The organism is Mesorhizobium kowhaii, from assembly GCF_003253745.1.
Lineage (GTDB): Bacteria > Pseudomonadota > Alphaproteobacteria > Rhizobiales > Rhizobiaceae > Mesorhizobium > Mesorhizobium kowhaii.
The window spans coordinates 220,511-233,122 of the sequence record NZ_MZXV01000062.1 but is presented as its reverse complement, the minus strand read 5'-3'; the positions used below and the strand labels follow the sequence as shown (position 1 = coordinate 233,122).

11 protein-coding genes are annotated in these 12,612 nt (G+C 62.3%); 4 read left to right on the top strand and 7 right to left on the bottom strand.

Annotated elements, in window-relative coordinates:
- The first annotated feature begins 16 nt into the window (after positions 1-16).
- Positions 17-502, top strand: coding sequence for an NUDIX domain-containing protein (locus B5V02_RS29115; protein WP_111547456.1), 486 nt, complete (start codon positions 17-19; stop codon positions 500-502).
- A 160-nt stretch (positions 503-662) separates the two neighbouring features.
- Here B5V02_RS29115 and B5V02_RS29110 read toward each other — a convergent pair whose 3' ends face one another.
- The 5 genes from B5V02_RS29110 to B5V02_RS29090 form a co-directional block, all read right to left on the bottom strand.
- On the bottom strand, positions 663-2,285 hold the full coding sequence (locus tag B5V02_RS29110; protein ID WP_111547455.1) for an ABC transporter ATP-binding protein: 1,623 nt from the start codon (positions 2,283-2,285) through the stop codon (positions 663-665).
- Complete coding sequence (locus B5V02_RS29105) at positions 2,282-3,151, bottom strand: ABC transporter permease (RefSeq protein ID WP_111547454.1); 870 nt, start codon at positions 3,149-3,151, stop codon at positions 2,282-2,284. The genes B5V02_RS29110 and B5V02_RS29105 overlap by 4 nt, the downstream gene beginning before the upstream one ends.
- On the bottom strand, positions 3,148-4,095 hold the full coding sequence (locus B5V02_RS29100) for an ABC transporter permease (protein WP_111547453.1): 948 nt from the start codon (positions 4,093-4,095) through the stop codon (positions 3,148-3,150). The genes B5V02_RS29105 and B5V02_RS29100 overlap by 4 nt, the downstream gene beginning before the upstream one ends.
- An 82-nt stretch (positions 4,096-4,177) precedes the next feature.
- Positions 4,178-5,656, bottom strand: a complete 1,479-nt coding sequence (locus B5V02_RS29095; protein ID WP_111547452.1) for an ABC transporter substrate-binding protein — start codon at positions 5,654-5,656, stop codon at positions 4,178-4,180.
- Between the two features lie 162 nt (positions 5,657-5,818).
- Positions 5,819-7,099 carry an acetylornithine deacetylase/succinyl-diaminopimelate desuccinylase family protein gene (locus B5V02_RS29090; protein ID WP_111547451.1) on the bottom strand — a complete coding sequence of 427 codons (1,281 nt, stop codon included), beginning with the start codon at positions 7,097-7,099 and terminating at the stop codon, positions 5,819-5,821.
- Between the two features lie 221 nt (positions 7,100-7,320).
- On the opposite strand from B5V02_RS29090, the gene B5V02_RS29085 reads away from it, so the two are divergent.
- The 3 genes from B5V02_RS29085 to B5V02_RS29075 all read left to right on the top strand — a co-directional run bounded on the left by B5V02_RS29085 (position 7,321) and on the right by B5V02_RS29075 (position 10,701).
- Entirely contained in the window at positions 7,321-7,749 is a 429-nt protein-coding gene (locus B5V02_RS29085) for a L,D-transpeptidase (protein ID WP_111547450.1), read from the top strand.
- Positions 7,750-8,119: 370 nt separating this feature from the next.
- Positions 8,120-9,328 (top strand): carboxylate--amine ligase, encoded by a 1,209-nt coding sequence (locus tag B5V02_RS29080; protein WP_111547449.1) that lies wholly within the window; start codon positions 8,120-8,122, stop codon positions 9,326-9,328.
- 185 nt (positions 9,329-9,513) lie between these two features.
- Positions 9,514-10,701 carry an NAD(P)-binding domain-containing protein gene (locus tag B5V02_RS29075; protein WP_245446253.1) on the top strand — a complete coding sequence of 396 codons (1,188 nt, stop codon included), beginning with the start codon at positions 9,514-9,516 and terminating at the stop codon, positions 10,699-10,701.
- Here B5V02_RS29075 and B5V02_RS29070 read toward each other — a convergent pair.
- Both B5V02_RS29070 and B5V02_RS29065 read right to left on the bottom strand, forming a co-directional pair.
- Complete coding sequence (locus B5V02_RS29070; RefSeq protein WP_245446251.1) at positions 10,680-11,630, bottom strand: class I SAM-dependent methyltransferase; 951 nt, start codon at positions 11,628-11,630, stop codon at positions 10,680-10,682. The two genes, B5V02_RS29075 and B5V02_RS29070, sit on opposite strands and share 22 nt — an antisense overlap.
- Positions 11,623-12,612 carry a lipid A biosynthesis lauroyl acyltransferase gene (locus tag B5V02_RS29065; RefSeq protein WP_167458718.1) on the bottom strand — a complete coding sequence of 330 codons (990 nt, stop codon included), beginning with the start codon at positions 12,610-12,612 and terminating at the stop codon, positions 11,623-11,625. The genes B5V02_RS29070 and B5V02_RS29065 overlap by 8 nt, the downstream gene beginning before the upstream one ends.

Genomic DNA, 12,612 nt, shown 5'->3' with positions numbered 1-12,612 from the left:
CTGAGGGATCGTTTGTGTGAGCTTTGCCGATAGCTATCTGGGACAATTGCGGGCGCTGATCGGTGATCGCCTGGTGCTGATGCCGGGCGCTCGCATCGTCATTGAACGCGCCGACGGCTGCATCCTGTTGCAGAAACGAACCGATTTTGGCTTGTGGGGCCTGCCAGGCGGCAATGCCGAGGAAGGCGAGGGCCTGGAGACCGTGGTGATCCGAGAGGTACTCGAGGAAACCGGGTTGATCGTCAGCGATGTCGAGCCGTTCGGGTTCGGCTGTGACCCGCACTATGAAACCTTCCAGTTTCCGAATGGCGATCGCGCCCAGTTTTTCGCGCTGATGTTCTACACGCGCTCCTTTGAAGGCGAACCGGCCGTCACCGATGACGAGAGCAGTGCCGTCGGCTGGTTCACGCCCGACGGCTTGCCCGAAATGCTGCCCAACATGGCGCGCAGCATCGACGCCTATCTCCGGTTCAAGACCACCGGAAAATTCCAGATGATCTAAGAGACTGTTTGGAAATTCTACTCCGGTGGCCATCTAGCGGCGTTTTCTGCGCTTCCGGTGCTCACGGACCCAAATGTCCGCTGCGCTCGTCGCTCCGCGACCCCGAAACAACCACCATATGGCTCGCCAGAGCGAATTTCGAAACAGTCTCTGAGACGCTCTAACCTTGTTCCTGCATCCGCCGGGTGATTGCCCGGTGCAGGTCCGGGGCAGCCGTGACCAGCGCCTTGGCCGCCTCGGATTGCGGGTGATCCAGCACCTCGTTCGTCTTGCCGCGCTCGACGATCTTGCCGTCATGCATGACCAGCACTTCGTCCGTGATGGCGCGGGCGACGGTTAGGTCGTGGGTGATGAAGAGATAGGCGATGCCGAGTTTTTGGTTGAGCTCGGCAAACAGGTCGAGGATCTGCGCGCGGATCGAGACGTCGAGCGCCGAGACCGGCTCGTCGGCGACGACCAGCTTGGGGCGGGTGATGATGGCGCGGGCGATCGACAGGCGCTGGCGCTGGCCACCGGAAAACTCATGCGGATATTTGTCCATGTCGCGCTGGTCGAGGCCGACTTCGTGCAGCGCATGCGCAACCATCTCGCGGCGCTCGGCGCGCGTCGGCTTCTTGTCCAGCACATGCAGGGGTTCGGCGACCAGTTTTTCGACCTTCTGGCGCGGGTCGAAGGAGCCGTAAGGATCCTGGAAGACGACCTGCATGTCACGTCGGGCAGGCTTCAGTTCCGCTTCGCTCTTGCCGGTGATGGTCTCGCCGCGAAACCGGATCGTGCCCGAGCTCGGTCGGTCCAACGCCAGGATCATGCGGGCGAGCGTTGACTTGCCGCAGCCGGAGCGGCCAACCAACGCCACTGACTGGCCCGGCGCCATCGACAGGGACACGTCATCGACGGCGCGGATCGCTGGCGCGCGCTTGAACAGCGAAGTGCGCCGGCCGTGATAGTCGCGGGTCACGCCCTCGACCTGGAGCAGGGGTTGGCCCGATCCAACGCCATGCGGCCTGGTGCGCGCCGGCACATGCATCGAGGCCTGCGCCAGCTGGCGCGTGTAGGGGTGGAGCTGTTCGGACAGCGTGCGCGCCGTGTCTCCGGCTTCCATCACCTCGCCACGGCGCAGGATGGTGATGCGGTCGGCCATCTCGGTCACCACCGCGAGGTCGTGCGAGATCAGGAGCAGGCCCATGCGGCTCTCCGCGACGAGGTCGCGCAACAGGTCAAGGATCTGCGCCTGCAGCACCACGTCGAGCGCCGTCGTCGGCTCGTCGGCAATCAGCAGCTTCGGCTTCAACGCACAGGCGATGGCGATGACGACGCGCTGACGCTGGCCGCCGGACAGTTCGTGTGGATAGCGCGACAGTGGGAATTTTGCCGAGGGCAGGCCGACGCGGTCGAGCATTTTTCGCGCCCGCTCCTCGGCCTCGGCGCGGCTTGCCCTGGTGTGCCAGCGTATGCCTTCGGCGACCTGTTCGCCGATGGTCTTGACCGGATTGAGCGCCGTCATCGGCTCCTGGAACACCATGCCGATGTCGTCGCCGCGCAGCGCGCACATCTGGTCCTCGGTTGCCGCGAGGATGTCGATGCCGTCGAACGAGACGCGCCCGGTGGCGCGCGCGGCATGAGGCAGAAGCTGCATCACCGTCAGCGCGGTCATCGACTTGCCCGAACCGGACTCACCGACCAGCCCCATCACCTCTCCTGGCGCAACGGATAGCTCCATGCCTGTGAGGATCTGCGTGTCGCCGATGGTCAGCGACAGGTTCTCGATGTCGAGCAGGCTCATCGCTGCCGCCGTGATTTCGGATCGAGGATGTCGGCGATGCCATCGCCCAGGAGGTTGAGCCCAAGCACAGTGACGACGATCGCCATGCCGGGAAAGATCGCCATCCATGGCGCCACCACCATGCGGGTCTGCGCGTCGAACAGCATGCGGCCCCAGCTCGGCATTGGCGGCTGCGCGCCCAGACCCAGATAGGAAAGCCCGGCTTCGGCCAGGATGCCCAGCGCGAACTGGATGGTGCCTTGCACCAGGAGCAGCGTGGCAATGTTGGGCAGCACATGTTCGATGCTGATCTGCGTGCTGCTCTTGCCGGCGGCGCGCGCGGCAAGAATGAACTCGCGCGGCCAGATCGCCAGCGCGCCGGCGCGGGCGACGCGCGCAAACACCGGAATGTTGAAGATGCCGATGGCGATGATGGCATTGACGGCGCCCGGCCCGAAGATGGCGGTGATCATGATGGCCGACAGCAGAGCAGGGAAGGCGAAGACGAGGTCGTTCAGCCGCATCAGCGCCTCGTCAACGAGGCCGCCGCGGGCCGCGGCAAAGGCGCCGAGCGGCACGCCGATCCCCATGCCGATGCCGACCGCGACCAGCGCCACGGCAATCGAATTGCGGGCGCCGACCATGACCATCGACAGGATGTCGCGGCCGAAATGATCGGTGCCGAACCAATGCGCCAGCGAGGGGGCTTGCGTCTTGTCGGCGATCACCAGTTTCGTGACGTCGTAGGGTGTCCAGGCGTAGGAGACGATCGCCATCGCCAGGATCAGCAAGGTGATGAAGAAGCCGGCAACGAAAGCGGTATTCCTGAACGCCTTGGCCAGGATGCTGCCGAACTTCTCCTCGGGGATGTCGATGTGCAGCGTCATTGCCGGCTCCTAAGGCGCGGATCGACGACCGCATAGGAGAGATCGACGAGGAGGTTGACGGCTATGACGGCGGCGACCAGCAGCATGACGACGCTTTCGACGACGATCAGGTCGCGCTGGGTGATCGCCTGGAACACCAGCCGGCCTAGGCCGGGCAGATAAAAGACATTCTCGATGATGATGGTGCCGGCAAGCAGGAAGGCGAACTGCAGGCCAAGAATGGTCAGCACCGGAATCATGGCGTTGCGCAGCGCGTGCCGCCACAACACGGCGCGGTAGGGCAGGCCCTTGGCGCGGGCGGTGCGGATATAGTCCTCGTTCAGCACCTCGATCAGCGCCGAGCGGGTGACGCGCGCCAGGATCGCGGCCTGCGGCAAGGCAAGCGCCACTGCCGGCAGCAGCAGCGATTTCAGCGCCGGCCAGACGCCGGCGCTCCAGCCGGGAAAGCCGCCGGCGGGAACCAGCCGCAGCCAGACGGCGAAGACATAGATCAGCATCAGCGCGAACCAGAAATTGGGGACAGCGACGCCAAGCTGAGCGGCGCCCATCGCCACCGTGTCGCCGGCCCGTCCGCGACGGCTGGCGGAATACAGGCCGACCGGAATGGCGATGACGGTGGAGAGTGCCAGCGCAATCAGCGCCAGCGGCAGGGAGACGGCCAGCCGCTCGCGCACCAGATCGATGACCGGCACCGAATAGGTGTAGGAGCGGCCGAAATCGAGGCTGAGCAGGCCGCCGGTCCAATGCAGATAGCGCCAAGGCAGCGGCGCGTTGAGGCCCAACTGGTTGCGCAGCAGCTCGACCTGGTCGGCGCTGGCGTTCATGCCCAGCATCAGCCGGGCCGGATCACCGGGCAGGATCTCCAGCACGGCGAACACCACCATGGATGCCAGCACCAGTGTGGCGACGGCGATGGCAAGGCGCTTGAGGAGATAGGCGGTCATGGAAGGTGAACTGAAGAGATCGAGCGCCCACACTGTCGCTGGGGCGCGAAGGAGCGCAAGCGTCGCCTTTTGGCCAACAGCCTCACTCGCTCCACTTCACCTTGGTCAGGTCGTTGGCCTGGATCGGCGCGTTTTCCCATAACCCTTGCAGCTTGGCATCCCAGACGCCGACCTTGGGCAGTTCGAAGAGGAAGCCGACCACGGCATCATCGGCCAGGATCTTCTGTGCCTGTCCCAGCAATTCCTTGCGCTTGGCCTCGTCGGAGGTGAGGTTCAGATCGGCAATCACCTTGTCGAAGGCCGGATTGTCGTAGTTGAAGTAATAATCCTTGCGCGAATAGATATCGATGTCGTTGGGCTCGGTGTGCGAGACGATGGTCAGGTCGTAATCCTTCTTGGTGAACACCTGATCCAGCCACTGCGCCCATTCGACCGGGATGATCTCGAGATCGATGCCGACGTCGCGAAGTTCCGAGGCGATGATCTCGCCGCCGAGCCGCGCGTAAGAGGGCGGCGGCAATTTCAGCGTCGCCTTGAAGCCGTTCTCCAGTCCCGCTTCCTTCAGCAGTTCCTTGGCCTTGGCGACATCATGCGGATAGCGGCCGGTGAGGTCGAGATAGTCCTTGTTGGCCGGTGACATGTGCGAGCCGATCGGCACTCCGAGGCCGGCCGAGGCGCCGTCGATGATCGCCTTGCGGTCGAGCGCATAGGAGATCGCCTGCCTCACCTGCAGCTTGTCGAAAGGCGGCTTCTTGTTGTTGATCGACAGGATGGTTTCGCCCTCGGTTGCGCCGATCACCACCTTGAAGCGCGGGTCGTCCTTGACCTGCGCGACGCTGTCGGCATCGAAGAACGGGAAAGCCTGGATGTCGCCCGAGAGCAGCGCGGGCACATAGGCGGCGGCATCCGGCACGATGCGGAACTCGGCCTTGTCGAGCGACGCCGGCGTGCCCCAGTAATTGTCCGATTTGACCAGCGTGATCGACGATCCCTTGGCCCAGCTCTGGAATTTGAACGGGCCGGTGCCGATCGGCTTCTCCTTGTTGGTGTCGGCCGATTCAGGCGCCACGATCACTGCGTCGCCCCAGCCCATATTGTAGAGGAAGGAGCCTTGAGGGTTCTTCAACGTCACCTTGACCGTTGCCGGGTCGACCACGTCGACCGTTTCGATGGCGGCGAACAGGCCTTTCTGCGCATTGACCGAGTTGTCGGCGCGGGCGCGGTCCAGCGAGAATTTCACGTCGCTGGCGTCGAAATCGGTGCCGTCGTGGAATTTGACGCTGGTGTGCAGCTTGAAGGTGTAGACCTTGCCGTCATCGGAAATGGTCCAGCTTTCTGCCAGATCCGGCAGCACCTCGCCATTCGGCCCGATGCGGGTCAGGCCCTCGAACACATTGGCGTAGAGAACCTCATCGATGGCCGCGGCAGCACCGGCGGTCGGATCAAGATGCGGCGGTTCGAGCGGAATGCCGATGACCAGGTCGGTTCGCGCGGCAAACGCCGAGGTGCCAGTGGCCAGCGACAGCATCGCAGCCGCCAGAATGGTTTTCCACAATCTCATCGTGCAACTCCCCATGCGTTTCAGACACGTGCTCAAACCGGGGCGATAGAAGCGTGATTTTGCCACGGAGTAAATTGCGTTTCGTTCTGCCCGGCGGGATGGCCGGGAATGTTTTTGCCGTGGCAGCCCTGTCTGCAGGTCGAAGCTTGTTGCGATGCAAAGCTATCCCGCTTCTGTGCCGCGCAGCAGCACATTGAGCCCGATCGCCATCACCTTGGCAGCCTCCACCATGTCCGATATCCCGACCCATTCGTCCGGCCGGTGGGCGAGGTCGAGAATGCCGGGGCCATAGGCGATGCAATCATAGGTATGGCCGATGCGGGCAATGTGCTTCTGGTCGTAGGTGCCGGGCGAAATGACATAGTCCGGTTCGCGGTCGAAGATCGCCATGATGCCTTGCGCCACCGCCTTGACCACGGGCGCGTCGCGATCGGTCATCAGCGGCAGCACTTCCATCAGGTCGCGGATATCATAGTCGAATTTTTTCCGCTCGCGCTTCAACCGGTCGAGAATGCCGGTCACTTCACCTTTGACCGTGTCGAGGTCCTCCTCGAGCAGGAAGCGGCGGTCGATGGTCAGCCGGCAGGAATCGGGCACGTTGGGCGAAGGCAGGCCGGGTCGGAAATCCTCGGTCTGGCCACCGTGGATGGAGTTGATGTTCATGGTCGAGCGCTTGGCGCCTTCGGGCACGACCGGCATGCGCGTCATCTTGCGCTCGAGCGCGGGGAACAGTTCATCCTCGAAGGCCTGCAGTACGGCGCCCATATGGCGTACCGCATTGTCGCCGAGAAACGGCATCGAGCCATGCGCGATCTCGCCCTTGGTTTCGATCTCCGCCCACCAGACGCCGCGATGACCAAGGCAGATGCGGTCCTTGTTCAGCGGCTCGGGAATAATGACGTGGTCGACCCTGGGTTTCGAGAAATAGCCGAGCCTGGCCAGATGGGCGACGCCGCCGAAGCCGCCGGACTCCTCATCGACGGTGCCCGATATTTCGATGGCGCCGGGAAAGTCGGGAAACACCTCCAAGAAGGCTTCGGCGGCAATGACCGAGGCGGCCAGGCCGCCCTTCATGTCGCAGGCACCACGGCCGTAGACCTTGCCGTCCCGGACGACGCCGGCAAAGGGATCGACGGTCCAGCCTTCGCCCGCTTCGACAACGTCGATATGCGAGTTGAAGTGGACGCAGGCGCCAGGCGAGCGTCCGTCGAAACGGGCAACGACATTGACACGCGGGTAGCGATCGGTGTCGCCGGGCGTGCCTTCGGCGCGGATGAATTCGGTCTCGAAGCCGCTCTTCTTCAGCCGCGCACTGAGATATTCGGCGCATGGCCGGTAGGCCTCGCCCGGTGGGTTGATGGTCGGAAAACGGATCAGGTCGGCGGTCAGCGCGACGACATCGTCGCGCCGGTCATCGATTGCCTTGAGGAGTCGCTCGTTCATGCGACGAGTTGAGCAGCGATATCTGCGATTTTGCAAGCCCGCTGGTGATCAGGCCCGTGCGGCGTGTCGTTGCGGCAACTATCGCGCGAAATCGTTCAAATTCGCTGCTTTGGATTGGCGAATTGGTCAAGGAGTGTGTGCTATCCGTTCACCTGCCATTAAAAAGATGAAAAATAACGTGATGGCAGGCAAGTAAGGGGCAATCAAAGGGGTTTGATCGCATGAAAAAGACAGTTCTCATGGCAGCCGTGTTTGTCGCGATGCTGTTCGGTGCCGCGGGGCAGGGTTGGGCAGCCAGCCTCGTTGCAAGCATAGACGTGTCGTCGCAGACGATGACGGTCAGATATGGCTTTTCGGTTTATCGATGGAGCGTGTCCACCGCGCGACCCGGCTATTTCACGCCGCGCGGCACCTATCGGCCGCAACGCACGGCCCGGATGTGGTATTCGCGCAAATACCATATGTCGCCAATGCCTTATTCCGTGTTCTTCCGTGGTGGCTATGCCATCCACGGAACCGGCGCCGTCAGGCAGCTCGGCAGGCCGGCATCGCATGGCTGCGTGCGGCTGCACACGGCCAACGCCGCAGCCTTCTATTCGATGGTGCGGGAAGTGGGTTTCGGCAACACGCGGATTGTCGTGACGAACTAGTGCCGTCGGGCATCGTCCGGATCGCGGCGCAGTTTTGTCTTATGTTAGCCGGTTCAACGTCGGTGGATCGCTGAACCGGTCTAACTTGTTGCTTTTATGCACACTTTTCCTGAATTGCCATGGCCGTCGAGGCCAGTGGCAATTCGGGACGCGTACATTCCTGGCATAGTCACTGCCGGCTACTGGGGCCTCTTTCTAAAGCGGCGCCAATTTTCATTACCATGTAGAAAGCATTGGTATGAGACTTTCCGCCGGTAGCGGCGGCACCTGGGCGACCAGTTTTCTATATTAGATGTCTCTTACTTTTTGCAGGCCAGGAAATCGGTAACCAGAAGTCTTGCCGCTGCGTACCGATTGTCGGAATTGACGGATGCTCTCCCAGCTAAAAATGGACGATCGTGTTTCCAGTCGGCCCGCCGGGGTGGTTATTCTTGGTGGGGCGCACGGGACTCTGGCGCTGGCCAGGAGCCTTGGCGCGCAGAAAGTGCCGGTCTGGCTGATAAGCGCCGACACGCCTTTTCCCCGCTTTTCGCGTTACGCTCATCGGCAGATGACATGGCCAGGCCCCGAGGATGACGGCGCCGTTGCCTTCCTGCTCAAGCTGGCTGAGACCCAGGGATTGGACGGCTTTCTCCTGATTCCCGGCGGCGACCCTGAAGTTCGCTTTGTGTCGCAAGCCATCGAGCAACTGTCCGATGTATTCGACGTTGTGCTGCCACCGTGGCAGCAGCTGAAATGGGTTTGTGAGAAGCCGCTTCTGTATCGCCGTGCCCGCGAACTGGCACTCGCCATTCCGCTGACCTTCGAGTTTACTTCGCTGGAGCAGGCAAGGGCCGCCGAGCTTCGCTTTCCCGTCATCCTGAAGCCGAACATGGGCGGCCGCAGCCGTTTCGCTCGCGCAAAAGCCATTCTTACCAACGACCAGGCGTCGTTCTTGACAGCCTATAAATGGGCCGCCGAAGAGATCGGTTTCGAGAATGTCGTCGTTCAGGAAATGATACCGGGGGGAGGCGAAAGCCAGTTTTCCTACGCGGCGCTGTGGAACCGGGGCGCGCCGGTAGCCGAGTTTACCGCCCGTCGCAGCCGGCAATATCCGGTCGATTTCGGCTATACCAGCACGTTCGTGGAGGTCGTCGACGAACCGCAACTGATCGACGCCGCGCGCCGGCTTCTTGGATCGATCGCACACCACGGACTGGTGGAGGTCGAATTCAAGCGCGACCGCCGCGATGGCTCGTTGAAGATACTCGATGTCAATCCGCGGCCCTGGACATGGTTTGGGCTTGCCGCTGCCGCGGGCGTCGATCTCGGCGCCATGCTTTGGGCAATCAAGTCGGGCCACGAGGTCGGCGCGGTCTCGGCGCGGCCGAATACGTCCTGGATGTATCTGGTTCGGGACATGGTGGCCGTCAGCAAGTTGATCTCAAGTGGCCGGCTGACAAAGCGGGCCTATTTGCGCTCATTTGGCTCGGTACGGGCATGGGCAACATTCACGGCAAGCGACCCGATGCCGGGCCTGATCGACATACCATTGACTGTGTGGAGAGTGCTGACGAGGCGGATACTTCGTACGCGGTGAAATCAGTGCCTGGCAATGCCGGATAAGCTGCCGGTCAGGTAGAAGAATGCTGACTATTTCCGCAATCTTAACTCAAGGACGTTTAGGACGGCGACGTGACTGAGTGAGTTTCCGGTCGAGATCCGGCTTGCAGAGATCCACGAGAACCATGACATGACCGCTCCCATGCCCAGACCGATTGCGAGGTGGCTGTGATCGGTGCCGGACCGTTCGGGCTGGCCGTTGCTTCCGCCCTCAAGGCGGCGGGCATTGAAACGCTTGCCCTTGGCGGCGCGATGTCCTTCTGGCGCGACCACATGCCAAGAGGCATGAGACTGCGCTCACCCTGGCATGCGACCTATATCGGCCACACCAAAGGTGCGCTCTCGCTCGATTCCTACGCAGCGTTCCTTGGAATCTCGCCGCGCGAACCGCTGCTGCTCGAAAATTTCGTCGACTATGGACTGTGGATACAGGCCCAGACGGTTGCCGATCTGGATACGCGCTGGGTTAGCCGCGTCGAGACGGCGAAGGGAGGGTTTCGCCTCGCTCTTGCCGATGGCGATGCCGTCCATGCGCGGCGTGTCGTCGTTGCCACCGGGCTGATGAACCAGCAGATGATCCCCGCCGTCTTCAATGGATTGCCCGCCGAACTGGTCAGCCATGCCAGCGAACATGCCGGCTACGAGGCCTTCCGCGGCAAGCGGGTCGCCGTCATCGGGCGCGGGCAGAGTGCCTGCGAATCCGCGGTACTGCTCAAGCGAAGCGGGGCGGATGTCGAACTTGTCTGCCGTGGCGACATCCATTGGCTTGGGTATCGAACGCTGTCGGGAAACAAAAGCTGGAGTTTGCGCGACTTCGCTTCGGAGCGCCTTGCGTCCCCCTCCAGGGTCGGCCCCTTCCCACTGTCCTGGCTGGTTGAAGCTCCAGGCTTCGTGCACCGGTTTCCGGAGGCAGCCAGAGACGGGCTCAACCTGCGCAGTCTTGGGGCAGGCGCGTCAGGCTGGCTGAAGCCGGACTTCGACGGAATAAAAGTCAATGCCGGCAGCAGGATTGTTGGCGCGGCCGCCAAAGGCCACGCCATCGAACTGCGGTTCGAGAAGGATGCCGCCACCTTCGATCACGTCCTGCTGGGCACGGGCTACCAGATCGATGTTGCCAGGCTCGGGCTGTTCGCGCCCGATGTGCTTGCCGCGATTGCGCGCCGGGAAGGCGCTCCGGTGCTCTCCGCGGGATTCGAGTCGAGCATTCCTGGCCTGCATTTCGTTGGCGCGAGCGCCGTCGGCAGTTTTGGCCCCCTGATGCGTTTCACCGCCGGCACGCCATACGCCGCGCGCAACGTCACCCGTTTCGTCAAGGCCAGAGGCAAGGGCTACGCCGCGGCGCGAAACTGAAAGACCGCGTAGTCGATGGTTCGGATCGCGTCGAGGAAACCGGGCATCGGCGGTACAGAAAGTTCCACGAAAATGCCGGCTTCGCGGATTGCGGGCCTTGCCCAATCGATGGCGCGGTGGCTTGAGCTTCCGTAGACGATGAAACAGTTCCGCGGGCGCCGTTCGAGCGACGACACGAGATTTTTCAGCACGATGTCGAAAACGTCCTTCGAAAAAGGATTGTAGAAATAAACCACCAGGGGCGCATCGGGAAATTCGTAAGCTGCTGCATCCGCCTCGACGACACTGAGTGCCCGGCATTTCTGCGACGGATCCCTGAAGCGCTTTATGTTGCTTCTGGCGATTTCGACCAGCTCGCGTGCGAACTCTACCCCGATGATTTCTGCAAACGGATATCGCGACGCCAGCAATAGCGTTCGCGATTTTCCAGAGCCGATATCGATGAATGTATGGCCCTGGAGATCTTGGGGCAGCGACTTCATGATGAAATCAAAGGTTCTTGGCGAGGTGCATACGGCTTCGTTGCCCTTGTTGCGATGCGGGCCAACGACATCCAGCGCGGCGAGCTGGATTGAGCCAGCCGTATCGACATCGTGCCGGCGATCCCATTTTCGCGCGAGGCGGTCGGCGACGATATAACGGACGTTTCGCAAGACAAAGCCAACGCTTGCGCCAATCCCATGCCGACGAACGAGCCTGATCGGCTCCAGCAAGCCCCGCTGGCGGATATAGGACCAGGCCCTGCCAAAACGGCCGAACGAACGGTCTTCGAGGCTATCCCGGTCCAGGCGACGCGTTTCGAGACTAACCATGCAACGGGTCCAGCCGATGAATATCTCTGAGATATTTGCACCCCGGCCGTTTAAGATTCCCTGACCAACAAAGCTACGAATGTCAGGACCGGTAAGCCAATCAACGGGCTCAGGCACCAGCGACTGGCGCTTTTGCCTGCGTGGGCCGCTTTCCCCGCCGGCCGCCGCCGATCTCCCACCTTTTATGGAACCACATCCACTGGCCGGGATCTTCGCGTACCCACCGCTCGACTACGTCGTTGAGAAGCTGTGTGGTGGCGTGGACATCAACGATGCCGTCAGCGGTGCGCGGCAAGATCAGCCTGTCCTCGATCTCGAGCCGGAAGCGGTTGCCCGGAAGCCTGACGCAGCGCGCCGGATAGACGTCGCAGTCGTAGTGACGGGCAAGGGTGCCCAGGACGCGATTGCTCTGGCAGGGACGGCCGAAGAATGTCGTCTCCAGGCCGTTGGAGAATTTCTGGTCGACCAAGACGCCGATGTTGCCGCCGTTCTCCAGGACGCCGGCCAACGCGAACGAGGCACCGGCCATCGATGGCAGCAATGAGCCCATGGTCGAGCGGCGCGTCGAGAGGATGTAGTCGGCGAGATAGGGATTGTTGGGCGGGCGAAACAGCGCCGTGATGTTCATGCCGAAGGTCGCGGCGGCCACCGGCAACAATTCGAAATTGCCGAGATGGCCGGTGAAGACGATATGCGGCTGCTTTTCGGCGGCGATCTCGACGAAGTGTTCTATCCCCTTGACCTCGACCCGTCCCGGGCTGGTGGCGGCGGGGTCGTAGTCGAACAGGGCGTCGAGAAAGATGTATTCGGCGGCGAGGCGGGCCATGTTGCCCCACATGTCCGATGCGATGGCCTGGATCTCGGCTTCGCTCTTTCCCGGATAGGCCTTGCGCAAATTGTCGACGGCGACCTGATGGCGCCCCACCCGGGGGCCGACACGGCGTGCGACGCGGTCAGCGAAATTCAGCGCGCTGTCGGCCGGCAGCAAGCGCAGGACCGAGATGATCAGCATCGCCGCACGTGCAACCAGCCAGTAGTTCAACTGGCGCAGCTGCCTGCCATAGCGAAATTTGAGATCCCGGCGAAACTTCTTGAACAC

Excerpts from the sequence above, each read along its gene's own strand:
- B5V02_RS29110 (WP_111547455.1), bottom strand. The coding sequence starts at position 2,285 with ATGAGCCTGCTCGACATCGAGAACCTGTCGCTGACCATCGGCGACACG.
- B5V02_RS29105 (WP_111547454.1), bottom strand. The coding sequence starts at position 3,151 with ATGACGCTGCACATCGACATCCCCGAGGAGAAGTTCGGCAGCATCCTG.
- B5V02_RS29100 (WP_111547453.1), bottom strand. The coding sequence starts at position 4,095 with ATGACCGCCTATCTCCTCAAGCGCCTTGCCATCGCCGTCGCCACACTG.
- B5V02_RS29095 (WP_111547452.1), bottom strand. The coding sequence starts at position 5,656 with ATGAGATTGTGGAAAACCATTCTGGCGGCTGCGATGCTGTCGCTGGCC.
- B5V02_RS29090 (WP_111547451.1), bottom strand. The coding sequence starts at position 7,099 with ATGAACGAGCGACTCCTCAAGGCAATCGATGACCGGCGCGACGATGTC.
- B5V02_RS29085 (WP_111547450.1), top strand. The coding sequence starts at position 7,321 with ATGAAAAAGACAGTTCTCATGGCAGCCGTGTTTGTCGCGATGCTGTTC.
- B5V02_RS29080 (WP_111547449.1), top strand. The coding sequence starts at position 8,120 with ATGCTCTCCCAGCTAAAAATGGACGATCGTGTTTCCAGTCGGCCCGCC.